General features: G+C 73.3%; 27 protein-coding genes. 18 read left to right on the top strand and 9 right to left on the bottom strand.

The annotated features are described in order from the left end of the window. Positions 1 to 23 precede the first annotated feature (23 nt). Both ABZ877_RS16565 and ABZ877_RS16560 read left to right on the top strand, forming a co-directional pair. Entirely contained in the window at positions 24 to 1,004 is a 981-nt protein-coding gene (locus tag ABZ877_RS16565) for a hydroxyacid dehydrogenase (RefSeq protein WP_361071093.1), read from the top strand. Beyond that, positions 1,001 to 2,890, top strand: coding sequence for a DUF2264 domain-containing protein (locus ABZ877_RS16560; RefSeq protein WP_361070826.1), 1,890 nt, complete (start codon positions 1,001 to 1,003; stop codon positions 2,888 to 2,890). Before ABZ877_RS16565 ends, ABZ877_RS16560 begins: the two co-directional genes overlap by 4 nt. Before the next feature lie 31 nt (positions 2,891 to 2,921). On the opposite strand, the gene ABZ877_RS16555 is transcribed toward ABZ877_RS16560, so the two are convergent. Both ABZ877_RS16555 and ABZ877_RS16550 read right to left on the bottom strand, forming a co-directional pair. Further along, the gene (locus ABZ877_RS16555) at positions 2,922 to 3,512 is read right to left on the bottom strand and encodes a TetR family transcriptional regulator (protein WP_361070824.1); all 591 of its coding nucleotides are present in this window, start codon (positions 3,510 to 3,512) and stop codon (positions 2,922 to 2,924) included. 4 nt (positions 3,513 to 3,516) lie between these two features. Continuing rightward, entirely contained in the window at positions 3,517 to 4,995 is a 1,479-nt protein-coding gene (locus ABZ877_RS16550; RefSeq protein ID WP_361070821.1) for an MFS transporter, read from the bottom strand. Between the two features lie 299 nt (positions 4,996 to 5,294). On the opposite strand from ABZ877_RS16550, the gene ABZ877_RS16545 reads away from it, so the two are divergent. The 7 genes from ABZ877_RS16545 (at position 5,295) to ABZ877_RS16515 (ending at position 12,615) form a co-directional block, all read left to right on the top strand. After that, entirely contained in the window at positions 5,295 to 6,194 is a 900-nt protein-coding gene (locus ABZ877_RS16545; RefSeq protein ID WP_361070818.1) for a Gfo/Idh/MocA family oxidoreductase, read from the top strand. 37 nt (positions 6,195 to 6,231) lie between these two features. Then, positions 6,232 to 7,422, top strand: a complete 1,191-nt coding sequence (locus ABZ877_RS16540; protein ID WP_361070815.1) for a DUF4032 domain-containing protein — start codon at positions 6,232 to 6,234, stop codon at positions 7,420 to 7,422. 435 nt (positions 7,423 to 7,857) lie between these two features. Further along, positions 7,858 to 8,679 carry a helix-turn-helix domain-containing protein gene (locus tag ABZ877_RS16535; RefSeq protein WP_361070812.1) on the top strand — a complete coding sequence of 274 codons (822 nt, stop codon included), beginning with the start codon at positions 7,858 to 7,860 and terminating at the stop codon, positions 8,677 to 8,679. Between the two features lie 129 nt (positions 8,680 to 8,808). Further along, complete coding sequence (locus ABZ877_RS16530; protein ID WP_361070809.1) at positions 8,809 to 9,801, top strand: PhlD; 993 nt, start codon at positions 8,809 to 8,811, stop codon at positions 9,799 to 9,801. Between the two features lie 72 nt (positions 9,802 to 9,873). Next, positions 9,874 to 10,569, top strand: coding sequence for a helix-turn-helix domain-containing protein (locus tag ABZ877_RS16525; RefSeq protein WP_361070806.1), 696 nt, complete (start codon positions 9,874 to 9,876; stop codon positions 10,567 to 10,569). An 8-nt stretch (positions 10,570 to 10,577) separates the two neighbouring features. After that, a complete protein-coding gene (locus ABZ877_RS16520) occupies positions 10,578 to 11,366 on the top strand; it encodes an SDR family NAD(P)-dependent oxidoreductase (protein ID WP_361070803.1) in 789 nt (262 codons plus the stop codon). 148 nt (positions 11,367 to 11,514) lie between these two features. Beyond that, positions 11,515 to 12,615, top strand: a complete 1,101-nt coding sequence (locus ABZ877_RS16515) for an acyltransferase family protein (RefSeq protein WP_361070800.1) — start codon at positions 11,515 to 11,517, stop codon at positions 12,613 to 12,615. On the opposite strand, the gene ABZ877_RS16510 is transcribed toward ABZ877_RS16515, so the two are convergent. After that, positions 12,596 to 13,294 (bottom strand): DUF2470 domain-containing protein, encoded by a 699-nt coding sequence (locus ABZ877_RS16510; RefSeq protein WP_361070797.1) that lies wholly within the window; start codon positions 13,292 to 13,294, stop codon positions 12,596 to 12,598. The two genes, ABZ877_RS16515 and ABZ877_RS16510, sit on opposite strands and share 20 nt — an antisense overlap. Before the next feature lie 177 nt (positions 13,295 to 13,471). Here ABZ877_RS16510 and ABZ877_RS16505 point away from each other — a divergent pair, with 177 nt between their 5' ends. The 3 genes from ABZ877_RS16505 to ABZ877_RS16495 are packed head-to-tail and all read left to right on the top strand — an operon-like array spanning position 13,472 to position 14,784. Then, a complete protein-coding gene (locus ABZ877_RS16505; protein ID WP_361070794.1) occupies positions 13,472 to 13,768 on the top strand; it encodes a hypothetical protein in 297 nt (98 codons plus the stop codon). A 48-nt stretch (positions 13,769 to 13,816) separates the two neighbouring features. Then, positions 13,817 to 14,377 carry a VanZ family protein gene (locus tag ABZ877_RS16500; RefSeq protein WP_361070791.1) on the top strand — a complete coding sequence of 187 codons (561 nt, stop codon included), beginning with the start codon at positions 13,817 to 13,819 and terminating at the stop codon, positions 14,375 to 14,377. Between the two features lie 5 nt (positions 14,378 to 14,382). Continuing rightward, entirely contained in the window at positions 14,383 to 14,784 is a 402-nt protein-coding gene (locus ABZ877_RS16495; RefSeq protein ID WP_361070788.1) for an ATP-binding protein, read from the top strand. A 19-nt stretch (positions 14,785 to 14,803) separates the two neighbouring features. Here the strand turns inward: ABZ877_RS16495 and ABZ877_RS16490 are convergent, their stop codons facing one another. Both ABZ877_RS16490 and ABZ877_RS16485 read right to left on the bottom strand, forming a co-directional pair. Then, on the bottom strand, positions 14,804 to 15,448 hold the full coding sequence (locus ABZ877_RS16490; protein ID WP_361070785.1) for an MBL fold metallo-hydrolase: 645 nt from the start codon (positions 15,446 to 15,448) through the stop codon (positions 14,804 to 14,806). Beyond that, positions 15,448 to 16,533: an S-(hydroxymethyl)mycothiol dehydrogenase gene (locus ABZ877_RS16485; RefSeq protein WP_361070782.1), complete on the bottom strand. Its 1,086-nt coding sequence runs from the start codon at positions 16,531 to 16,533 to the stop codon at positions 15,448 to 15,450. Before ABZ877_RS16485 ends, ABZ877_RS16490 begins: the two co-directional genes overlap by 1 nt. Positions 16,534 to 16,653: 120 nt before the next feature. Here ABZ877_RS16485 and ABZ877_RS16480 point away from each other — a divergent pair, with 120 nt between their 5' ends. Beyond that, complete coding sequence (locus ABZ877_RS16480) at positions 16,654 to 17,439, top strand: ABC transporter permease (protein WP_361070779.1); 786 nt, start codon at positions 16,654 to 16,656, stop codon at positions 17,437 to 17,439. Positions 17,440 to 17,449: 10 nt separating this feature from the next. On the opposite strand, the gene ABZ877_RS16475 is transcribed toward ABZ877_RS16480, so the two are convergent. Together ABZ877_RS16475 and ABZ877_RS16470 are read right to left on the bottom strand one after the other, a co-directional pair. Continuing rightward, on the bottom strand, positions 17,450 to 17,866 hold the full coding sequence (locus tag ABZ877_RS16475) for a DUF4267 domain-containing protein (protein ID WP_361070776.1): 417 nt from the start codon (positions 17,864 to 17,866) through the stop codon (positions 17,450 to 17,452). A gap of 32 nt (positions 17,867 to 17,898) precedes the next feature. Next, positions 17,899 to 18,342: a DUF1772 domain-containing protein gene (locus ABZ877_RS16470; RefSeq protein ID WP_361070773.1), complete on the bottom strand. Its 444-nt coding sequence runs from the start codon at positions 18,340 to 18,342 to the stop codon at positions 17,899 to 17,901. A 107-nt stretch (positions 18,343 to 18,449) separates the two neighbouring features. Here ABZ877_RS16470 and ABZ877_RS16465 point away from each other — a divergent pair, with 107 nt between their 5' ends. The 3 genes from ABZ877_RS16465 to ABZ877_RS16455 are packed head-to-tail and all read left to right on the top strand — an operon-like array spanning position 18,450 to position 19,814. Next, entirely contained in the window at positions 18,450 to 19,028 is a 579-nt protein-coding gene (locus tag ABZ877_RS16465) for a TetR/AcrR family transcriptional regulator (RefSeq protein WP_361070770.1), read from the top strand. A 46-nt stretch (positions 19,029 to 19,074) separates the two neighbouring features. After that, positions 19,075 to 19,566 (top strand): glutathione peroxidase, encoded by a 492-nt coding sequence (locus ABZ877_RS16460; protein WP_361070767.1) that lies wholly within the window; start codon positions 19,075 to 19,077, stop codon positions 19,564 to 19,566. Between the two features lie 53 nt (positions 19,567 to 19,619). After that, entirely contained in the window at positions 19,620 to 19,814 is a 195-nt protein-coding gene (locus ABZ877_RS16455) for a hypothetical protein (protein ID WP_361070764.1), read from the top strand. 10 nt (positions 19,815 to 19,824) lie between these two features. On the opposite strand, the gene ABZ877_RS16450 is transcribed toward ABZ877_RS16455, so the two are convergent. Next, positions 19,825 to 20,031 (bottom strand): hypothetical protein, encoded by a 207-nt coding sequence (locus ABZ877_RS16450; protein WP_361070761.1) that lies wholly within the window; start codon positions 20,029 to 20,031, stop codon positions 19,825 to 19,827. Further along, positions 20,028 to 20,231, bottom strand: a complete 204-nt coding sequence (locus ABZ877_RS16445; RefSeq protein ID WP_361070758.1) for a hypothetical protein — start codon at positions 20,229 to 20,231, stop codon at positions 20,028 to 20,030. Before ABZ877_RS16445 ends, ABZ877_RS16450 begins: the two co-directional genes overlap by 4 nt. 102 nt (positions 20,232 to 20,333) lie before the next feature. On the opposite strand from ABZ877_RS16445, the gene ABZ877_RS16440 reads away from it, so the two are divergent. Continuing rightward, positions 20,334 to 21,845, top strand: coding sequence for an MFS transporter (locus ABZ877_RS16440; RefSeq protein WP_361070755.1), 1,512 nt, complete (start codon positions 20,334 to 20,336; stop codon positions 21,843 to 21,845). 43 nt (positions 21,846 to 21,888) lie between these two features. Beyond that, the gene (locus ABZ877_RS16435; RefSeq protein WP_361070752.1) at positions 21,889 to 23,442 is read left to right on the top strand and encodes an ATP-dependent DNA ligase; all 1,554 of its coding nucleotides are present in this window, start codon (positions 21,889 to 21,891) and stop codon (positions 23,440 to 23,442) included. Positions 23,443 to 23,524 lie beyond the last annotated feature (82 nt).

The raw sequence follows: 23,524 nt of genomic DNA, 5'->3' as shown, positions 1-23,524 counted from the left end.
GCGAGCCCCGCGTGGCGCTGGCCATGTCCCCCCAGGCCGCGGCGGCCGTCTTCACGCCGCGGTCCATGGCCGCGCTCCGCGCCGTCTGCGACCTGGCACCGCCGCCCGCCCTGGACGACCTGACGACCGTACGGGCGAGGGAGATCCTCGCCGACGTGGAGGTCCTGGTCACCGGCTGGGGCTGCCCACGCCTCGACGCGCACGTCCTGGCCGCCGCACCGAGGCTGAAGGCCGTGGTGCACTCGGCCGGTTCGGTGCGCGGGCACGTCACCGACGCCTGCTGGGAGCGGGGCATCCAGGTCACCTCGGCGGCGGCCGCCAACGCGCTGCCCGTCGCCGAGTACACCCTCGCCATGCTCCTCCTGCACGGCAAGCACGTCCTGGAGCGCGCCCGCGACTACCGTCGGGACCGCGCCCGCGACACCTGGCTGCTCACCCCGCACGAGGTCGGCAACTACCGCCGCACCGTCGGCCTGCTTTCGGCGTCGCTGATCGGCCGTCGCGTCATCGAACTCCTGCGCCCCTTCGACTACGAGGTCCTGCTCCACGACCCGTACGTCACCGAGGCGGAGGCCGCCGAACTGGGTGTGGAGTGGGTGCCACTGCCCGACCTGTTCACCCGCAGCGACCTGGTCAGTCTGCACACGCCGCTGCTCCCCGCCACGCGCGGCCTCGTCAGCCGCGACCTGCTCGCCTCCATGCGGCCCGGCGCCACCCTCATCAACACCTCGCGCGGCGCCGTCGTCGACCAGGACGCGCTCACCGACATGGTCCGCGCGGGCCGCATCCGGGCGGTCCTCGACGTCACCGACCCCGAGGTGCTGCCCGCCGACCACCCGCTGTGGGACTGCCCCAACGCGCTCATCACCCCGCACCTCGCCGGCTCGCAGGGCAGCGAGTGGGAGCGGCTCGCCGACACGGCGATCGGCGAGGTGGCGCGCTGGGCCGCGGGCGACGGTTTCGCCCACCCCGTACGACGCGAAAGGCTGGCGTTCCTCGCATGAGCGTTCCTGGTGGCAAGCCCCTCCCCTTCGCACTCCCCGAGGAGGACCGGGCGCTGAGCCCGTACACCGGTTACACCCGCGCCCACTGGGAGGCCGTCGCCGACGGGCTGCTCACCGCCGCCTGGCGCTGGGCCACCCCCGAGGGCGCCCTCCTCGACCTGCCGGGCCGCCCCTCCGCCTCCGGGGTCCGCTCGGACGGCCTCGAAGGCTACGCGCGTACGTTCCTGGCGGCCGGCTTCCGGATCGCGGGCGCCGACGGCAAGGACCCGCACCACCTCCTGGAGCGGTACGCGAGCGGCCTCGCCGCCGGGACGCGCACACCGGGCGCGGACGACGCCGAGTCGTGGCCGCTGATCCTGGACCATCATGTGCAGGGCCAGCCGATGGTCGAGTCCGCGTCCGTGGCGCTCGGCCTGATGCTGACCAGGCCGTGGCTGTGGGACCGGCTCGACGGCGACGTGCGGGACCGGGCGGAGAGCTGGCTGCGCGGCGCCGTCGACCACACGCCCGCCCCCAACAACTGGTACCTGTTCCCCTTCATGGTGGCGTCGTTCCTGGAGTCGGTGGGGCGCGGCGACGCGGCCACGGCCCGCGCCACGGAACGCGCGCTGTACCTGATGGAGACCTGGTACCGGGGCGACGGCTGGTACGCGGACGGCGACGGCCGCGCCTTCGACCACTACAACGGCTGGGCCCTGCACCTGTACCCGGTGCTCGCCGCCCATCTGTCGGGCGACACGGCGCTCGCCGACCGCTTCGGCCCCCGCCTGCGCGAGCACCTGGCGAGCTTCTCCCTCCTCTTCGGCGGGGACGGCGCGCCGCTCCACTTCGGGCGCTCGCTCACCTACCGCTTCGCCGCGTCGGCGGCGGTCGGCGCGGGCGCGGTCACCGGCCACACACCGCTGTCCCCGGGCGCCTCACGCCGTCTCATCAGCGGCAACCTGCGTTACTTCCTCGACCGGGGCGGCGTCACCGACGACGGCCTGCTGAGCCTCGGCTGGCACGGCCCGCACACCGCCACCCTCCAGCCGTACTCGGGGCCCGCCTCGCCGTACTGGGCGTCGAAGGGCTTCGTCGCCCTCCTCGCCCCGCAGGACGCTCCGCTGTGGACGGCGACCGAGGAGGCCGCCCCCGTCGAGGGCGCCGACCGGGTGCTCGCGCTGCCCGCGCCCGGACTGCTCGTCCAGTCCACGCGGGACGACGGGATCGTCCGGCTCCACAACCACGGCAGCGACCACGTACGGCCGCACGAGGGCGAGTTCGCGGAGCAGGACGATCCGCTGTACGGGCGCCACGCCTACTCCACGCACACCGGACCGACCTCCCGCGCCAACATCGCCGACAACCATCTGTCGGTGGAGGTCGACGGCGCCGCGAGCGTACGACGCCGGATCCACCCGCTCGGCGCGGGGCACGGGGACGGCTGGGGCTGGGCCGCGTCCTGGCACCGGCCCGTCTTCACGTCGGGGCCGCCGATGGTGCCGGGGCTCCGCGTGGAGAGCGTGACCGTGGCGCGGGGCCGGCATGAGGTGCGGGTGCACCGGGTCGTGGGGGCGCCGCACGGGGCCCGGGTCTCCCTCACCGGGTGGGCTACGGAGACGGTGCGCTCGGAATTGGTGGGGTTGTACGGGTGGGCCGAGCGGGACGTCGTGCGGGCGCCGGAGGGGACGGCGTTCGAGTCGTGGGTGCGGGTGCCACGGCTTTCGGCGGGCCTTGAGGGGAGCGGGGTCTTCGTGGCTCTGGCCTGTCTTGGTGGGGAGTCGGAGCCTGGGCTCGCCGAGGTGGTGGCCGATGTTGCAGTTGAGCGAGGCGAGTTGACCGTACGCTGGGCTGATGGGTTCGAGACCGTCGTTGGTTTCGAGCCGCTGCGCGTTCAGTGCCGGTGAGTGGGGGCTGGGCGCGCAGTTCCCCGCGCCCCTAGGGAGTCGGGCCTAGGGTGTCTTGTACTGCAGGGGCATAACGCTTGACTACCTCCTCCACGTCCGCGGCCCGCACATGCGGGCCGCGGGCTATGCCGTACATGGCGCCCAGGCCGAGCAGCATTGCCACTGCCAGCTCCGCGCGCAGGCCCGCGTCCTCGCCGGGGAGGCGGTCCGCCAGGCGGCCGCTCACCTGGGCGCGGAAGTTCTCGCGGAGGATCTCGCCCTGTGCGCCGTGGAGCGGGGCGAAGACGATGCGCAGGATGGGGTCGACGCCGCGTTCGGCCTGGGCGGTGAGGACGTGGCGGACCATATGGGCGCCGAGGTCCTCCAGCGGCGCGTCGAGGAAGGTCTCCACGTCCGCCTCGAAGTTCATGACGCTGGAGAACAAGGCGTCCTTGTTGCCGAAGTACTTCAGGACGAGGGGCGGGCTGACCCCGGCCCGTTCGGCGATCGCCTTGAGCGTGATGTCGCCGTGGGCGTGCCGGGCGAGCAGGTACCGGGCGGCCTTGACGATGGCCGCCTTGGTCTCCTCGGCGTCGCGGCGCCCCGCGCGGGACGCCCGTTCACCCGCGTACGCCGTGCTCATCGCCTCACGCTCCCTTCGTCGGCGCCGCCGGGACGGGGACGGCCGCGCCCGCGTCCTCGCGCGCGGTGTCGGACGGGACCGCGAGGGCGACGGCCGTGGCCACCAGCGCGACCGTACCCGCCATGGCGAACGCGAGCTGGTAGCCGGACAGGGTGGGGACCTCGGCGCCGCCCACGCGCGTGGTGTGGTGGACGAGGACGGCGGCGACGGCGGCGCTGGAGACGGCCTGGCCGATGGTGCGCATCAGGACGTTGACGCCGTTCGCGGAGGCGGTCGCGTGCGGCGGGACGGCACGCAGGATCAGCGTGGGCAGCGCCGAGTAGGCGAGGGTCGTGCCGGTCGAGACGACGGCGGCGCCGACCAGGATCACCCACAGGTCGGTGCTGTCGGCGATCCGCACGGCGTAGCCGAGGGCGAGGACGACGCCGCCGGCGGCGAGGGTGGTGCGGGGTCCGCGCGCGGCGGAGACGCGAGCGGAGACCGGGGAGAACAGCAGCATGATGACGCCGCTCGGCAGCATGACCAGGCCGGTCGCGACGATGGACAGGCCGAGGCCGTAGCCGGTGGCGACGGGGGCCTGCACGAGTTGGGCGGTGACGAGCGAGTTGGCGTAGAAGGCGAAGCCGGTGAAGAGCGCGGCGACGTGCGGCAGGCCGACGCGGCGGCCCACGGCGAGGCGCAGGTCCACCAGGGGGCGGGCGGTGCGCAGTTGGTGCCAGGCCCAGAGGGCGAGGACCACGGCGGCGCCCCCGAACAGGCCGACGACGCGGGCGCTGCCCCAGCCCCACTGGCCGCCCTGCGAGACGCCGAGCAGGAGGCAGATCAGGCCCATGGCCAGGCCGAGGGTGCCGAGCGCGTCGAAGCGGCCCGGCGCTCTGACGGGGGATTCGCGCACCGCCCACCAGGCGAGCACGAGGCCGAGGGCGCCGAGGGCGCTGGTCGCCCAGAACATGGCGTGCCAGTTCGCGTACTGCACGATCAGCGCGGCCAGCGGCAGGCCGAGGGCGGCGCCGATGCCGACGGTGGAGCTCATCAGGGCGACGGCGGAGCCGGTGCGGTGCGGCGGGAGTTCGTCGCGCAGGATGCTGATGGACAGCGGGACGACGGCCGCGGCGGCGCCTTGCAGGGCGCGGGCCGCGATGAGGACGCGGATGTCCGAGGTCAGCGCGCAGAGCACGGAGCCGACCGTCATCAGGCCGAGCGCGACCAGGAGGACGCGGCGCTTGCCGTACATGTCGCCCGCCCGGCCGAGCACCGGGGTGAGGACCGCGCCGGACAGGAGCGTCGCGGTGACCATCCAGGAGACGGCCGCCGGGGAGGCGCCGGTGAGCCGGGGCAGATCGGGCAGGAGCGGGACGACGACGGTCTGCATGACGGCCATGAGGGTGCCGCCGAAGGCGAGCACGGGCACGGTGAGGCGTCGGCGCGGGTGCGGTGGCGGCACGGGGGTCGGGGCCGGTATCGGGGCGGGTGCGGCGTCCATGGGGCTCCTGCCGGGGGCGGCGGGCGGGCGGCCCGGCGCGTCGGGACGGGACAGGCGGGTGAATCGGCATTCACCCGGCCGGTGAATGAGTATTCACCACCAGGTGGCCCGCTGTCTGTGCCCCGCACGCCCTCTCGACCGGCCCTCGACCGGGGCGCGGCACGGGCTCGTGGCGCCGCGCGGGGCGGCCCCGCGTCCGCGTGTTCCGTCCGGTCCGGGCAATACCGCGGGCCGGTCCGGGTCATACTGCGGGCCGGTCCGGGTCATACTGCAGCCCGGTCCGGGTAATACTGCAGGTCATGACCTCGACTGACGCGTTGCGCCTCGGACTTGTCGGCACCGGCCCCTGGGCCCGGCGGACCCACGCCCCGGCGCTCGCCGCCCATCCGCACACGGAGTTCGCCGGTGTCTGGGGGCGCCGCCCGGAGGCCGCCGCCGAACTCGCCGCCGAGCACGGCACGACCGCGTACGACGACGTGGACGCGCTGTTCGCGGCGTGCGACGCGGTGGCGTTCGCCGTGCCGCCGGACGTGCAGGCGCCGCTCGCGGCTCGGGCGGCGGCGGCCGGATGCCACCTGCTGCTCGACAAGCCCGTCGCCACCGAGCCGGAAGCGGCGCGCGCGGTCGTGAAGGCCGCGGACGCGGCGGGGGTCGCCACCGCGGTCTTCTGCACCTTGCGCTATGCCCCCGCCCCCGCCGCGTGGATCGCGGAACAGGCCGCCGTGGGCGGCTGGTTCACCGGCCGCGCCGACTGGTACGGCAGCCTCTACACGCCCGGTGACGACGCCGAGGTACGGGCCTCCACGCCGTGGCGCGCCGAGCGGGGCGCCCTGTGGGACGTGGGCCCGCACGCCCTGTCGGTGCTGCTTCCGATCCTCGGTGACGTGGAGGCGCTGACGGCGCGGGGCGGCGCGGGCGACACCGTGCACATGGTGATGGCGCACGCGTCGGGCGCGTCCAGCACGGCGACGCTGAGCCTGACGGCGCCCAAGGCGGCCGGCGGTACGGCGGTGGAACTGCGCGGCACCGCCGGGACGTTCACCATGCCGTCGGGCGGCGCGGCCACGGAGTCCTTCGCCGTGGCGATCGACGTGCTGCGCGAGTCGGCGCGCACCGGCACCCCGGCCCCGTGCGACGCCCGCTTCGGCCTGCGCATCACGGAGATCCTCGCCGGGGCGGAGCGCTCCCTGCAGTACTGAGAGCCTGGCGTGCGGCGGGCCGCTTACGCTGATGACCATGCCGCTCCAGATCAGCGCCACCAACCCCGAGCACCCGGTGCTCCTGCTCGCCCTGCCCTGGCACATCCCGCTGGAGGAGTGGCCGGAGGAGTACCTCGTGCCATTGCCGCGCGGCATCTCGCGGCACGTGGTGCGCTACGCGCGCGCGGGTGACGAGGTCGTCGCGGTGAAGGAGCTGGCGGAGCGGCCCGCGCTGCGCGAGTACGAACTGCTTCGCGACCTCGACCGCCTCGGCATACCCGCGGTCGACCCGCTGGCCGTCGTCACCGGCCGCGAGCAGCCGGACGGCACCCCGCTGGAGCCGGTCCTGATCACCCGGCACCTCGGCGGCTCCCAGCCCTACCGGTCCATGTTCGAGACGACGATGCGTCCGACGACCGTGCACCGCCTGATGGACGCCCTCGCCGTGCTCCTGGTCCGGCTGCACCTCGCCGGTTTCGCCTGGGGCGACTGCTCGCTCTCCAACACCCTGTTCCGGCGCGACGCGGGCGCGTACGCCGCGTACCTCGTGGACGCCGAGACCGGTGAGCTGCACCCGAAGCTGAGCGACGGGCAGCGCGAGTACGACATCGAGCTGGCCCGCGTCAACATCAGCGGCGAGATGCTCGACCTGGAGGCGTCCGGGGCGCTGCACCCCTCGATCGATCCGATCGAGTTCGGTACCGAGATAGGGCAGCGCTACGCGAACCTGTGGAGCGAGCTGACCCGGACGTCCGTCTACCCGGCGGGCAAGCACCACTACATGGAGCGCCGCATCCGCCGCCTGAACGACCTCGGGTTCGACGTCGCCGAGATGCAGATCTCCCGCTCCCCGCACGGCGACACGGTCACGTTCGTGCCGAAGGTCGTCGACGCGGGCCACCACCAGCGCCAGCTCCTGCGCCTCACCGGCATGGACGCGGAGGAGAACCAGGCACGGCGGCTCCTGAACGACCTGGAGAGCTGGATGGCGACCCAGGAAGACGCCCAGGACGCCCGCCCCGAGGTCCTCGCCCACCGGTGGGTGCGCGATGTGTTCCGGCCGACGGTGCGCGCGGTCCGCGACCGGATCCCGACCCCGGTCGACCCGGCCGAGCTCTACCACGAGCTCCTCGAACACCGCTGGTACCTGTCCGAGCGCGCCCAGCACGACATCGGCCTGGACGCGGCGGTGGAGGACTACGTACGCACCCTGCGCGCATCGGACTGACGGCGAGGGCGCTGAACCGGGCGCGGCCGGTGCCGTGGCCGCTACGTAATGGCGAGTGACGGCACCGACCGCAGCCAGTGACCCCCGGAGACCGCTCACGGACGAGGGCGGGACGTGCGTCGTCGCAACGCATTTTCCGGCCACATCGAACAAATTAGGTGGCCCGGTCCCGACTCTCTTCCTCGAACAGCCCGAAGGCTCGTGAGTTACCCGACGCCGGGAAATTTCGGCCATTTTCGAGCGGCCGGGCACAGGTGCCCCATCACTGTGTCCACGTGCTCACAGATGATGAAACCGGCAGGTGGGTAACCCCGCGCCACTCATCATGGCGGAGCATCTGATCGTTTTCTTCGGGCAATGTTTATTACCAAAGGCGATGGGAGTATTTAGACTGCTCACGCTCAACTCGGCGTGTACGAAGAGGGATTACCCACCATGAACAAGAAGGCGCTCCGCGCCCTGCTCCGTGAACGGCGCGCCCTCATAGCTCCCGAGTCCCACGGCTTCACCCGCCCCACGGGCCAGGGCCGGCGCGCGCCCGGCCTGTCGCAGCACCAGGTCGACCAGTTGCTGCACCGCACCCTCGGGACGTATCACCGGCTGGAGTCGGGGAGCTACCCGAGCCCGCCCTCGGACCTGCTCCGCGACGTGGCCCGCCTGTTCGGCCTCAACGAGCAGGAATGGGTGCTGCTGTGCCGCTACGCCCTGCTCCAGGACCCGCCCGGCCCGCTCTACCTCTCCTCGGGCAAGGAGGTGCCCGGCGTCTGGCAGGAGGCGGTCGACGGCATCAACCACATCGCCTACGTCTCCGACGCCTCCTGGGACCTGCTCGCCTGCAACGACGCCTTCACCGAGCTGTTCCCCGACCGGCGGCCCCCGCAGAACACGATGCGCTGGATGGTCCTGGACCAGCACGCCCGGCACATGCTGACCGACTGGGCGACCGCGTGGGCGCCGCTGCTGCTCCCCCAGTTGCGGGTGGCCCTAGCCGCGCGCCCGGACGACGACACGCTGCGCCAGATCGAGAAGGAGGTCCTGGCCGACCCGGAGGCGGCGCCGATCTACGAGGCGGGCGGCTCTGCCATCCACCCCGACGGTGACGAACGCCCGCTCCTCCACGCCCGCCTGGGCCCCGGCTGGGCGACGATGTGCGCGGCGCAGCCGCTCACCACGCCGGGGGCGCGGCTGATGATCCTGGTGTTCCATCCGGGTGTCCGGCGCGCGCATCCCCGGATGCCCGCACTTCAGGCAGGGTGACGTCCGCTCTTCAACCATCGCCCACGGTGACGTACGTTGACCTGGCCCCCCACACCCTCCAGCCACCGTGGGAGCCACCACATGCCTGTCTACGTGTCACGACCCCGCACAGCCCTGGGTGCCCACAAGGTGACCACGGACGAGATAGCGGACGACATACGCACGCACCACCCGGACCACCCCCGGCTCGCGGCGGCCGTCCGGGCGGTGGCCGGATGCGGCGTGCGGACCCGGTTCTTCACGCGTCCGCTGACCTCGCCGACGGTGGCGGGCGGGGGCGAGGTCGGGGAGCGCGCCCGTACCGCGTTCGCGGACGCGCTGGATCTCGCGGCGGAGGCGGCCGAGGCGGCGCTCGCGGGCGCCGGCCTCGCGGCGGCGGACCTCGGGGGGATCGTCACGACGCACTCCACCGGCTGGTCGGTGCCCAACCTCGACGTGCACCTCATGACGCGGCTCGGCATGCGCCCCACCGCCCGCGCCCTCGCGCACACCACGCTCGCCTGCACCGGGGGCACCAAGTGCCTGATCCGCGCGGCGGACATGGCGGCGGCCAGGCCCGCCGAACCCGTCCTGGTCGTCGCCGCGGAAGTGATCTCCGCCGTCTACCACCACAGCGACACCGGCATCGACGCGATGATCTACAAGGCGCTGTTCGGCGACTCGGCCGGTGCCGCCGTCGTCAGCGCCGAGCCCCTCGGCCCCGGCTTCGTGATCGAGGACAGCCACGAGCACGTCCTGCCGGACAGCATGGACCACCTGGGCGGCCGCATCACCTCCGCTGGGCTGCACTTCGACGCCACGAAGGAGGGCCGCGCCGCCTCCCGCGACGCGCTGCCCCCCTTCCTGGACTGGCTCGGCGACCGGCGCTCCGACTTCGCGGTGATCCACCCCGGCAGCCCCCGCATCATCACCGACACGGCGGAGGCCCTGGGCCTCGACGCGCACGCCGCCCGGCACTCCACCGACACCCTCACCGACGAGGGCAACCTGGGCGGCGTCAGCGTCCTGCGCGTCCTGGAGCGCACGCACGAGGAGCCGCCCGCTCCGGGGGCCCGCGGCACGGTGGTCGCGTACGGCCCCGGCTTCGCCACCGCCGCGCTGCATGGCCACTGGCACGCCTAGAGCCGACGACGTCCACGAAATGTCCCGCCGGGACTCATGTCCCACCGGGACATGTGGGTGTACCGTGAAGGCATGAAGGCGAACGAGCCCCTTCCCGACCGCCCCCAGCCCCCGGAGGACCGCCGACAGGTCAAGGCCCGCCGGACGCGCGAAGCGCTGGCGGAGGCCGCCGTCGAGCTGGTCCTCGAGCGGGGGCTCGGGGCCGTGACGGTCGAGGCGATCGCCGAGCGGGCGGACGTCACGCGCCGCACGTTCAGCCGCCACTTCTCCGGCAAGGAGGACGCGGCGCTCGACTTCACCCGCGCGGACGGCGCCCGCATCAACGCGGCGCTGCGCGCCCGCCCCGGGGACGAGCCCCCGCTGCTCGCGTACCGCAACGCCGTCACGGACTGGCTCGCCGACCGGGAGAGCCCCGGCTGGCACCACCGGCCCCGGCTGCGCGAGCTGTACGCCGTCGTGGACGAGGAGCCCGCCCTGTTCGCCGCGTACGAACGCATCCGGGTCGACGCCCAGGAGGAGTCCGTCCGCATCGTCGCCGACCGGCTCGGCGTCGACCCGGCCCGGGACCCGCGCCCCGGGGTCGTCGTCGGCGCCGCCGCCGGGGTACTGACCGCCGCGCTGCGCGCCTGGGCGCGCGGCACGGACCAGGACGCCACGGATCTCGCCGCCCTGGTGGCGGCGGCCTACGACGCCCTCGTCGGGGAGGCCGCCCGAGCGACGGCGACCGCCACCGGCACCACCAGCGAGAACAGCGCAAGCAGAGAGTGACACGCACCATGAGCACCACAAGCACCAGCAGCAGCACCAGCACCACCGGCACCGAGTTCGCCGGGAAGACCGCCCTCGTCACCGGTGCCGCCTCCGGCATCGGTCTGGCCACCGCGCGCCGCCTCGGCCGCGACGGCGCCGCCGTCGTCATCGCCGACCACAACGAGCAGGGCGCGAAGGAAGCCGCCGAGACGCTGAAGGGCGAGGGCATCCGGGCCGCCGCCGTCGCGGTGGACGTGACCGACCCCGCCTCCGTGGAGGCCGCCGTCCAGTTCACCGTCGACACCTTCGGCGGGCTCGACCTGGCCGTGAACAATGCGGGGATCGGCGGCGCCTCCGCCCCGACCGGCGCGTACGACGTCGCCACGTACGACCGCGTCATCCGCACCAACCTCGACGGCGTCTTCTACTCGATGCGCTACGAACTGCCCGTCATGGAGGCCGCTGGCGGCGGCGCGATCGTGAACGTCGCCTCGATCCTCGGCTCGGTCGGCTTCGCGGGCTCCCCCGCGTACGTCGCGGCCAAGCACGGCGTCGTCGGTCTGACGAAGACGGCGGGCGCCGAGTACGCGGCGAAGGGCGTCCGCGTCAACGCGGTGGGTCCGGGCTTCATCGAGACCCCGCTCCTGAAGGAGATGGACAAGGCTGCCCACGACGCTCTCGTCGGCCTGCACCCGGCGGGCCGGCTCGGACAGTCCGAGGAGGTCGCCGAGTTGATCGCCTTCCTGCTCTCGGACCGCGCCTCGTTCATCGCGGGCAGCTACCACCTCGTGGACGGCGGCTACACCGCCGTCTGACCCGCGAACCGGGGGACGCGTCGCGTACGCCCCTCCTCTTGTGTCACGACCGTCACCTGGCGGCGCTTGTGTCACGGCTCAACTCATGGAACGGTCTGCGGGGCAGACGGGGGCCCGTGATGAGTTCGAGGAGGGGCGCAGAAGCGCGATGGCAGGGCAAGCAGCGCAAGCGATATCCGGTGGTGGCAAGGCACGCGAGTCGTACTTCGACAACGTGAAGTTCCTGACCATCGTCCTCGTGGTCTGTGGCCACGCATGGGAACCGTTGACGTACGGCAGCCGCGCGGTGACGGCTTTGTATCTCACCGTCTACGCCTTCCACATGCCGGCGTTCGCGCTGGTGTCGGGGTACATGTCCCGAAGTTTCGACATGGCGCCCCGGCGGCTGAAGCGGCTGGTGACCGGGGTCGTCGTCCCCTATGTCGTGTTCGAAACGGCTTACACGCTTTTCTACAAGTGGTGGCAGGACGACTGGAAGTACCCCTTCAGCCTGCTCGACCCCTGGTACCTGATGTGGTTCCTGCTCGCGCTGTTCGTGTGGCGGATCACGACGCCGCTGTGGCTGGCGATCCGTCAGCCGGTGCTGGTCTCCCTGGTGATCGCGACGGCGGTGTCGATGTCCCCCGACACCGGCGGCGACATGGCGCTCCAGCGGGTGCTGCAGTTCCTGCCGTTCTTCGTGGTCGGCCTGGTGCTGCGGCCCGAGCACTTCGAGCGGGTGCGGACGTGGCGGATGCGGATCGTGGCCCTGCCGGTGGGCCTGGCCGCGGTCGTGGCGGCGTACTGGGTGGCGCCGCGGTTCGACGCCGGCTGGTTCTACCACCGGGGCAGCGTCGTCGGGCGCGACGGCATGACCGCCTGGGACGGGCTGTGGCTGACGCCCGCCCTGTTCCTGCTCGCGCTCGCGCTGACGGCCTGCTTCCTGGCCTGGGTGCCGGGGCGCAAGCTGTGGTTCACCGCGCTCGGCGCCGGGACCATCTACGCGTACCTGCTGCACGGTTTCGTCATCAAGGCCGCCCGCTGGGACGGCTGGTACAAGCACGAGTGGCTGCACACCCCGCTCGGTGAGGTGGCGGTGACCGTGGTCGCCGTCGCGCTCATCACCGTGCTGTGCACGAACCCGGTGCGGCGCGTCTTCCGGTTCGTCGTCGAACCGCGCATGGAATGGGCGTTCCGGCGCACGGAGCCGAAGCGGCCCGTACCCGCCGTCGAGCGCGAGCGGGAGCGCGTCAGCGTCGCCGGCGGCTGACCGCCTGCGCGAGCAGGCAGTGCATGCGCTCGGTGAGCGCGGCCAGGTCGTCGGCGGGGCTGTGGAACGGGATCCGTACGTCGGCCTGACCGCGGGCGCGCTCCAGACGCAGCGTCAGACCGTGCCGGTCGACGGCGAGCGGCTGGACCCGCACGACGCCGTGCAGGCTGTCGGGTGCGATGAGCCGGGTGAGCTGTTCCACGGCCTCGGGGTGCGCGTCCGCGAGGTGGGTCAGGAGGCGCGGCTCGGCGAGGGCCAGCGGGTCGGGCGCCGCCGCGGCGAGCTCCGCGAGGTCGACGACGTGGCGCTCGGTGCGTGTCTGCAGCATGGCGCGCTCGGGGCGCAGCACCATCTCCGCCCCGTCGGGGCCCTCGGGGACGAGTTCGCCGGAGAGCCATAGACGGGCGCGGACCCGGTCCCGTACGGGGACGGGTGCCGCGTCGGCGAACTCCAGGAGCGCGCTGGGGCGGCCGTGCGGTGAGCAGAGCACGGCGGCGGCGAGGACGCTGTCGGGCGGAGGCGCGATGCGCACGGTGCCGTCCTCGGTGACGCAGTGGGCGCCGACGAGGTCGTCCTGTCCCACGTCGGTGGTGACGCCGCAGGTCCACGCGGCGGCGAGCACGGAGCGTGCGCGGGTCGCCGTGGTGGGCACGGCGGTGGCGATCTGTCGGACACCCATCCCGACCTCCAGTCAGGTCCATGGCTCACCGGCTCTTTAGGTAAGCCTTGCCTAACTTAACGGAGATCGGCGACGGGGGTCCACCCCGCCGCCACCGGTACGCGCCGAGTCCACGCGAACGGGTGCGAATATGCCGTCCGCCCCCGCCCCGCTATCCGGAGCGGCATCATGCCGCGCATGGACGGAACTGCGCTGTTGCGCGAGCTCTTCACGCCCGACGAGTACGAGGCCGTGCGCGGCCACGCGGATCACCTGGGCGTGACGGTCGTCGAGTACGTTCGCCGCACCGCCACCGAACGGGCCCTCGGCCGACGCCATCTGACCGAGGCCATCGAGGACCGGGTGCCGCACCTCGGGAACCCGGGCAAGACGTCGATACCGCAGGTCGACCGGGGGCGCTGCGCGGGCGGCGCCTCCTCCCCCGCCCTCGACCGCTTCCTGGACGCGCTCGCCCAGCGCACCGACGGGAGTTGACGGACCGTCACCCGGCGTGTTCCGGCGCCGCCGGGGCAACCGGAGTCCATGACATCGGCGACGGCACAGATGAGCAAGACGGACCGGACGCGGTCGGGTCGGTGGTGGCGGGTGCTTCTGCGGGTCGTGGTGGCGCTCGTCGCCTTCCTCGCCCTCGTCGCGTTCTCCGCCGTCCTCGCCCGGCTCACCCTCACCCCGTCCCCGGCCTCCGACGGGGTGGCCGGGTCCAACCTGCGGCCCGGCGCGTCGCTGCGGCAGTACGCGGACCAGTACACGTTCGCGGCCGCGTGCAAGCAGATCGGCGGCAACCTCCTGCTCGGGGCGCCGTTCGGGCTGCTCCTGCCGGTACTCGTGGCGCGGCGGATGCGGTGGCTGCGGGTGTTGGCGCTGACCGCGCTCGTCATGGTGCTCGTGGAGCTGGCGCAGGGCGCGCTCGTGCGGGGCCGGGCGTTCGACGTGGACGACGTCATCCTCAACACGGCGGGCGCCCTGATCGCGTACGTCCTCGTCGGCCGGCGCATCGGGCACGGCTACCACGCGCTGGCGGAGCGGACGGCGAAGGACCGCGAGCCCGAGGCAATCCCGGCCGGGGAGACGGAGAGGAAGTGATCGTCATGCGTGCGTTCCGGAGCGCCGAGCGGCGTGCCGCACGCGTGGAGTACCTGATGCCGCACGGCTCGTGCGCCGCCCGCTGGGCGCGCCGCATGACCCGCGCGTTCCTGGCGGACTACGCCGACGGGACGGCCGCCGACGCCGAGCTCGTCGTGTCGGAGCTCGTCACCAACGCGACCCGGGCCTCCGAGCGGCGCTGCCGGATGAGCCTGCGCATGGACGCGGGGGAGATCGTCGTGGAGGTGCGCGACGAGGCGCCGGGCCTGCCCCGCCTCAACCCGGCGTCGGAGACGGCCGAGTCGGGCCGCGGCATCGCCCTGGTCCACGCGCTCGCCGCACGCTGGAGCGTCACGGCGGACCGGCGCGGCGGCAAGACGGTACGGGCGGTGCTCGCCCCGTCCTGACGCCGCGCGCGTGTGCGGTTCAGTGGCCGCGCTTGATCCATTCGTCGAGCTGCGGTGCCTCCGCGCCGATCGTGGTGGTGTCCCCGTGGCCGGTGCGCACGACGGTCCCGGGGGGCAGGGTGAGCAGCCGGTCCCGGATCGAGTCGATGATCGTCGGGAAGTCGCTGAACGTCCGCCCGGTCGCGCCCGGCCCGCCCTGGAACAGGGTGTCGCCGGTGAAGACGGTGTTCAGCGCGGGCGCGTACAGGCTGACCGCGCCGTGGCAGTGGCCCGGCGTGTGCAGCACCGTCAGCTCGACGCCCGCGACGGAGAGCCGCTGCCCGTCGGTGAGTTCGCCGTCGGGCGCCCGGTCCGGGTGCGTGCGCTTCCACAGCTCCGTGTCGGCCGGGTGCAGCAGGATGGGCGCGCCCGTGCGCGCGGCGAGGGCCGGGGCCGCGTCGATGTGGTCGTCGTGGGCGTGCGTGCACACGATCGCGACGAGCCGCCGGTCGCCGACGGCCTCGGCGATGGCGTCGGCGTCGTGCGCCGCGTCGATGACGAGCACCTCGGCGTCGTCGCCCACGAGCCACACGTTGTTGTCGACGTCCCAGGTGCCGCCGTCGAGGGAGAAGGTGCCGGAGGTGACGAGGTGCTCGATGCGCGCGCTGTTGCCGGTGGCGGCCATCAGAACATCACCACCGAACGCAGCACGTCACCGTGGTGCATCCGCTCGAACGCCTTCTCGACGTCCTCCAGGGCGATGGTCTCGGTGACGAACGCGTCGAGGTCGAGCCGCCCCTGGAGGTACAGTTCGATCAGCATCGGGAAGTCGCGGGAGGGCAGGCAGTCGCCGTACCAGGACGACTTGAGCGCGCCGCCGCGGCCGAACACGTCGAGCAGCGGCAGCTCGATCTTCATCTCGGGGGTCGGTACGCCGACGAGGACGACCGTGCCCGCCAGGTCGCGGGCGTAGAAGGCCTGCTCGTAGGTGTCCGGGCGGCCGACCGCCTCGATGACGACGTCCGCGCCGAAGCCGCCGGTCAGCTGGCGCACCGCCTCGATCGCGTCGGTGGAGCGGGAGTTCACGGTGTGGGTGGCGCCGAGCGAGCGGGCCGTCTCCAGCTTCCTGTCGTCGATGTCGACGGCGATGATCGTGCCCGCGCCGGCGAGGCGGGCGCCGACGATGGAGGCGTTGCCGACGCCGCCGCAGCCGATGACGGCGACCGAGTCGCCCCGGGTGACCTTGCCGGTGTTGATCGCGGCGCCGATGCCGGCCATCACGCCGCAGCCGAGCAGTCCGGCGGCGGCGGGCGACGCCGCCGGGTCGACCTTGGTGCACTGGCCCGCGGCGACGAGGGTCTTCTCGGCGAACGCGCCGATGCCGAGCGCCGGGGACAGCTCGGTGCCGTCGGAGAGCGTCATCTTCTGCTTCGCGTTGTGCGTGTTGAAGCAGTACTCCGGGCGGCCCCGCCGACAGGCACGGCACTGGCCGCAGACCGCGCGCCAGTTGAGGATGACGAAGTCACCGGGCGCGACCTCGCTCACCCCCTCCCCCACGGACTCCACGACGCCGGCCGCCTCGTGGCCGAGCAGGAACGGGAAGTCGTCGTTGATCCCGCCGTCCCGGTAGTGCAGGTCGGTGTGGCAGACCCCGCACGCCTGGATCTTCACGACGGCCTCGCCCGGACCCGGGTCCGGCACCGTGATCGTCTCGATCGCCACGGGTGCGCCCTTGGATCGCGCGATCACGCCCTGCACCTGCTGTGCCATGACGGTCAGCCCTCCTTCTCTCGGCGTCGTCTCTACGTTTGATGTGCGCACCCATCGTCGCTCATGCGCGGAGTGCGGAACAGCACCGGTTCCCAGGTCGGAGGGTTCTACGCTGCACAGATGCCCGATCGAACGGCGGCGCAGGCCGCCCTCCTGCCGGTCAACGGCGTCCTCGCGGCCATGCTTCTCGCCCTGCTGCTGCTCGCCGCGGCGACGGCGGCGGTGTTCCGGCTCGCCCCGGACGCCTCCCGGCGGCGCGCCCGCGACATCGTGGTGGCGGGCGTACGGGCGACGGTGCAGCTCGGCGCGGTCTCCCTGGTGATCGGCTGGGTGGTGCGCCACGGCGCCGCGCTGCTCGCGTTCCTGCTGCTGATGTTCTGCGTCGCCGCGCGGACGGCGGGCCGGCGCGTCACCGCCGACCGGAGCTGGCGGTGGGCGGCGCTGCCCCTCGCGGCGCCGGTCGCCCCCGTCGTCGGCGCGCTCGTCGCCTCGGGGCTGCTGCCCACGGACGGCATCGCGCTGATCCCCGTCACCGGCATCCTCATCGGCGGCGCGCTCACCGCGACGGTCCTCGCGGGCCGGCGCGCCCTGGACGAGCTCACCGCGCGCCACGGGGAGGTGGAGGCGTGCCTCTCCCTGGGGTTCCTGCCGCACGACGCCCGCCTGGAGATCGCCCGCCCGGCCGCGTCCGACGCCCTGCTGCCCGGCCTGGACCAGACCCGTACGGTCGGCCTGGTCACGCTGCCCGGCGCGTTCGTCGGCATGCTGCTCGGCGGCGCGTCCCCGGTGATGGCGGGCGCGGTGCAACTGTTCGTCCTCGTGGCGCTGATGGCCGTCCAGGCCGTGGCGGTGGCGACGACGGTGGAGCTGGTGGCGCGCGGGCGCCTGCGTCGGCCGCCGCCCTGACCTGCGGGCATCAGGCGGGCCGCGGGGCGGCGGGCGCCGCGGCCGTGCGGGTCTCGCGCCGCAGCAGCAGGCCGACGACGACCATCGCGGTCGCGGTCAGGCCGTGGACGCCGAGCGCGGTGGCGACGGATCCGTGGTGGGAGAGCACGGTGGCCATGTCGCCGTAGGCGGCGAGGGACGCCACGAGGAGCGCCCAGCCGAGCGCCGTGCGCTGGCCCGTCACCAGCAGGACGCCGAGGACCAGGGCGAGGACGACGTCGCGTATCCCCTTGACGACGAGGAAGCCGCCGCCGTCGCCGGAGGGCGGGTCCGGCAGTCCGAAGCCGGGCGCCATCGACTCCGGGCTCAGGATGTACTCCGTCCCGAACCAGAGGGCGAAGAGGACGAGCGCGACGGTCAGGACAGTGTTGATCTTCTTCAGCGACATGCTTCTTCTCCTCGATGTTGTCTGCGGTGTGCTCAGAGAGCGGTGACGAGCAGGACGAAGGCGGCGATGATGACGGCGACGCGGACGTAGTGCAGGCGCTCCCAGCGGTTCAGCTGCTCGCGCCAGTCCGCGGGCCGGTTCTCGGGGGTCCATGTCCGGTTGCGGTTGTTGATCGGGACGAGCAGCAGGACCGACATGACCACGCTGACGATCAGCAGCGCGCCGGCGGTGACGACGAGCCCGGCGCCGTCGTGGTGCCACCCGGCGACGGCCCAGACGGCGACGAGGACCAGCGAGCCGATGTACCAGACGGGCATCGCTGCGCCGAGCATCCGGCCGCCGTGGGCGTGGCCGAGCTGGGAGCTGTCCTCGGGCAGGGCGTTGAGGATCGGGCCGAGGACGAAGGCGACGGCGAACTCCACCCCCACCATCAGGCCGACGACCACGGTGGTGACGACCTCGAGTGCGTTGAGCATGACGATCTCTCCAGTTCTCCGGACCCGGCCGGATCTAGCGCTGCTAGCTGTTGAGGCAACGCTAGACCTACTGCCGCTCGATTGTCTAGCAGTGCTAGGATCGACGCATGTCGGTACAGGAACGCAAGGAACGCGAACGGGCGGAGCGGGAGCGCCTCATCGTGGCCACCGCCCGTGAACTCGCCGAGAAGCAGGGCTGGGACGCGGTGACCACCCGCCGGCTCGCCGAGCGGATCGAGTACAGCCAGCCCGTCCTCTACAGCCACTTCCGCGGCAAACGCGAGATCATCGGCGCCGTCGCCCTCCAGGGCGCCACCGAGATGGCCGTGGCGGTACGGGCCGCGACCGCCGCGGCGGACACCCCGCGGGCCCGCGTCCACGCCCTCGCCCGCGCCTACCTCGACTTCGCCGAGCGGAACCCGGCGGTCTACGACGCCATCTTCCAGCTCGATGGCGGCCTCGCCTACGCGCGGGAGGAGACCCCGGAACCCCTCAAGGACGCCTTCGCCGCGCTGAACGAGTGCCTGGGCGAGGTCGCCGGGGACGGCATCGAGCCGGGGGTGTTCACCGAGGTGTTCTGGGCGTCCCTGCACGGGATCGCGACGCTGACCCGCTCGGACCGGCTCCCGCCGGAGTACATGGAGCAGCGGCTGGAGGTGCTGGTGGACCGGCTCCCCGTGATCTGACCGGTGCGCGACCGGCCCGCGATCGCGCAGGCGTACGCTCCGGACCATGTCTGTTTACGACGCAGTAGAGATCGACCGCCTCCAGGGCGGCCCCGCCGACCTTTCCCAGTACGAGGGCAAGGCGGTCCTGATCGTCAACGTCGCCTCCAAGTGCGGCCTCACCCCGCAGTACGCGGGGCTGGAGAAGCTGCACGAGCGGTACGCGGAGCGTGGCTTCACCGTGCTCGGGGTGCCCTGCAACCAGTTCATGGGCCAGGAGCCGGGCAGCGCGGAGGAGATCGCCGAGTTCTGCTCGGCGACGTACGGGGTGACGTTCCCGATGACGGAGAAGGTCGACGTCAACGGGGCGGGGCGGCACCCGTTGTACGCGCGGCTGACGGAGCTGGCGGACGGCGAGGGGCACACCGGGGACATCCGCTGGAACTTCGAGAAGTTCCTGGTCGACCCGGACGGCAACGCCGTGGCCCGCTTCTCCCCGCAGACCGAGCCCGACGCCCCCGAGCTGATCGCGGCCGTCGAGGCGCACCTGCCGCGCTGAACCCGGTCGAGCGCGGGCGCGTGCCCGGCCGACGGGGAGGTCGTTAGCCGGGCATGCGCAAGCCGAACCTTCCGACCTTCGCCCTGGCGGTCGCCGCCGCGCTCGCCGCGGTGGCGCCGCCGGCGCTCGCCGCCTCCCCGGTCACGCTCGCCCCGGCCGCGGGGGACCCGTTCGTCCACCCGCAGCCAAAGGGGATGCCCGGCGGACCGGTCTCCGGTCCCGCGCGGGCCTTCGGTCGCGCCGTGTGACGGCGCGCTGTCATATCGCCCCGTACTCGTGGGCGGGCGCTCCGCGCCACTCGATGTCGGGCGAGTCGCCGAGCACGAGGTCCTCGGCGTTCTCCAGGCCCGCCCGGCGCAGGAACTCGATGACGTCCGCGTCCGAGTGCGCGAGACCGAGGGGCACGTCCGCGACCGTGACACTGCGTCCGCCGCCCGGCGCCGGGCGATGCACCGCCACCTTCACGACGCACCCCCGCCCTGCCGCGCCCGCAGGCGCAGCTCCGCTCTCTCGGCCGGGGTCAGCCGCTCCTCCGCCAGCACGCGGGACAGGTGCAGCAGGCGGCGGCGCAGGACGGTGCGGCCGGGCTGTTCGGCGAGGCGCCGATAGGTCTCGGTCCATTCCTGGCGTGTCTGTACGAGGTCGTCGGTGATCGTGTGCCGCATGGCTTGGATTAGATCGCATGTTCGAATTTAGGTGCAACCGGCGGGCCCGGCGTCGCACGGCAGGGCCTCGCGTCCGTGCCCGGTGTCCACGACAATGAGCCGGTGACCGCGACGACACACCCCGCCGCCGACCCGGCCCCGGACGTCCGTCTCGCCTCGGCGCGCGGGCGGTGGATCCTTGCGTGCGTCGTCCTCGCGTCCGGCATGGCGATGCTGGACGGGACGGTCGTGAACATCGCCCTGCCGACCATGGGGCGGGATCTCGGGGCGTCGCTGTCCGTACTGCAATGGGTCGTCAACGCGTACATGCTGACGCTGTCCGCGCTGTTGCTGTGGGGCGGCGCGCTGGGTGACCGGCTGGGACGGCGGCGCACGCTGATGCTGGGCGTGGCGTGGTTCGCGGGCGCGTCGGCGTTGTGCGGGTTCGCGCCGGACGAGGGCACGCTGATCGCGGCGCGGGCGTTGCAAGGGGTCGGGGCGGCGCTGCTGACACCCGGCTCGCTGGCGCTGGTGCGGTCGGTGTTCCACCCGGACGACCAGGCGCGGGCCGTGGGCGCGTGGTCCGCGCTGACCGGGGTGGCGGGGGCGCTCGGGCCGTTCCTCGGCGGGTGGCTGATCGACGGGCCCGGATGGCGGTGGATCTTCTACATCAATGTGCCGATCGCCGCCGTCGTGCTCGCGATCGCGCTGCGGCACGTGCCCGAGAGCCGCGACGCCGGCACCGCCGACACCCCCTTCGACCAGCTCGGCGCCGTGCTCGCCGCGCTGAGCCTGGCCGGGGTCAGCTACGCCCTGATCGCCTCGTCCGGCGGCGCCTCCGTGGTCTCCACCGGGCTGCCCGCGCTCGTCGGTGTCGCCGCCGGTGCCGTGTTCGTGCACGTGGAGCGGCGCCGGACGGCGCCGATGCTGCCGCCTTCGCTGTTCGCCTCGCGGCTGTTCAGCGCGGCGAACGGGATGACGCTGTGCCTGTACGCGGCGATCGGCGGCATCCTGTTCATGCTGCCGGTCCAGTTGCAGGTGGCTGTCGGGTACGACGCGCTGCACGCCGGTACGGCGACGCTTCCGGTGACCGTCCTGATGCTGCTGCTCTCGGCGCGCGCCGCCGATCTGGCCCACCGGATCGGGCCGACGCTGCCGCTGGTCGTCGGGCCCCTCGTCGCCGCGAGCGGGGTGTTGCTGATGCTGCGGATCGGGCCCGGTTCCTCCTACGCCGCCGACGTGCTGCCCGCTGTCGCCGTGCTCGGGCTCGGGATGAGCGTGTTCGTGGCGCCGCTGACGGCGACCGTCCTGGCGTCGGTGGAGCCGGCCCGCGCCGGGCTCGCGAGCGGAGTGAACAACACGGCCGCGCGGGTGGCACAGCTCCTGGTGGTGGCCGGACTTCCGCTGGTCGTGGGGCTGTCGGGCGAGGCGTACACGCGGCCCGCCGCCGTGAACTCCTCGTTCCACCGGGCGGCCTACGGGTGTGCGCTGTTGTTCCTGCTCGCGTCCGTGCTGGCGGTTCTCTTCGTGCGCCCGCGCCATGTGCGGGCCCGGGCCGCGAAGGCGCCGCGGCCGCAGTGCCGGGCGCACTGCGGGGTCGGCGCACCGGCCCTCGAACCCGGCGACGGGCGCTGAGGCCACTGGTGCGTTCCGTGCCCACCCGTTGCACCATGGCTGCATGCTCTTTGCCCGGCTAGCACAGGTGTCCCAGGAGGTCGCGGCCACCTCGGCGCGCTCGAAGAAGATCGAGCTGCTCGCCGAGCTGTTCCGGGACGCGGACCCGGACGACGTGCCCCTCGTCATCCCGTACCTGGCGGGACGCCTCCCGCAGGGGCGGCTCGGGGTCGGGTGGCGGGTGCTCGGCGAACGGGTGGCGCCCGCGGCCGAGCCGCGCCTGAGCGTGCAGGACGTCGACGCGGCCCTGACCACGCTCGGCGATGTGAGCGGCGCCGGGTCGCAGGCCGAACGCAAGCGGATCGTCGGGGCCTTGATGGGCGCCGCCACGGAGGCGGAGCAGCGGTTCCTGTTCGGGCTCGTCACCGGTGAGGTGCGGCAGGGGGCCCTCGACGCCGTCGCGCTCGAAGGGCTGGCCCGGGCGACCGGCGCGCCGCCCGGGGACGTCCGGCGCGCGGTGATGCTGGCGGGCGGGCTCCAGCCGGTGGCGAAGGCGCTGCTCGCCGGGGGCCCGGAGGCGCTCGCGGAGTTCCGGCTCACGGTGGGCGGGCCCGTGCAGCCGATGCTGGCGCACTCGGCGGGCTCGGTCGGCGAGGGGCTCGACAAGCTGGGCGCGTGCGCCGTGGAGGAGAAGCTCGACGGCATCCGCATCCAGGTGCACCGGGACGGCGACGACGTCCGGATCTTCACCCGGACGCTCGACGAGATCACCGACCGGCTGCCCGAAGTCGTGTCCGCCGCACGGGAGTTGAAAGGTGAGCGACTCATCCTGGACGGTGAGGTCATCGCCGTGGACGACGCGGGGCGGCCGCGCGCCTTCCAGGACGTGGCCGGGCGGGTCGGGTCGCGGGTGGACGTGGAGCGGGCCGCGCGGTCGCTGCCCGTCTCGCCGGTCTTCTTCGACGCGCTCTACGTCGACGGGCAGGACCTGCTGGACCTGCCGTTCGCCCGGCGCCACGACCACCTCGCGCGCGTCGTCCCCGAGCCGATGCGGGTGCGGCGGACCGTCGTCGAGGACGCGGCGGACGACGCGCAGCGGGCGGCGGCGGAGGAGTTCTTCGAGGAGACGCTGAACCGGGGGCACGAGGGCGTCGTCCTGAAGGGGCTCGAAGCCTCCTACAGCGCGGGGCGCCGTGGCGCGTCCTGGCTGAAGGTGAAGCCGGTGCACACGCTCGACCTCGTGGTGCTCGGCGCCGAGTGGGGCCATGGGCGGCGTACGGGGAAGCTGTCCAACCTGCATCTGGGCGCGCGGCGCGAGGACGGCTCGTTCGCGATGCTCGGCAAGACGTTCAAGGGGCTCACGGACGCGCTGCTCACCTGGCAGACCGAGCGCCTCGGCGAGCTGGCGGTCGAGGACGACGGGATCACCGTGACGGTCCGGCCCGAGCTGGTCGTGGAGATCGCCTACGACGGGCTGCAGCGCTCGACGCGGTACCCGGCGGGCGTGACGCTGCGGTTCGCGCGGGTGATCCGGTACCGGGAGGACAAGACGCCCGAGCAGGCCGACACCGTGGAGGCGGTGCTCGCGGCGCATCCGGCGGTCTCCGAGTCCGCGTAGCCCGCCCGTCTCCTCCCCGGGGCCCGCCCCGGCCCTCCCCCCTCTCCCTGACTATTTCTTTGCCAAATCATGAACCGTATAG

This window comes from Streptomyces sp. NPDC046939 (assembly GCF_040644575.1).
GTDB lineage: Bacteria > Actinomycetota > Actinomycetes > Streptomycetales > Streptomycetaceae > Streptomyces.
This window is presented reverse-complemented; position numbering and strand designations above follow the sequence as displayed.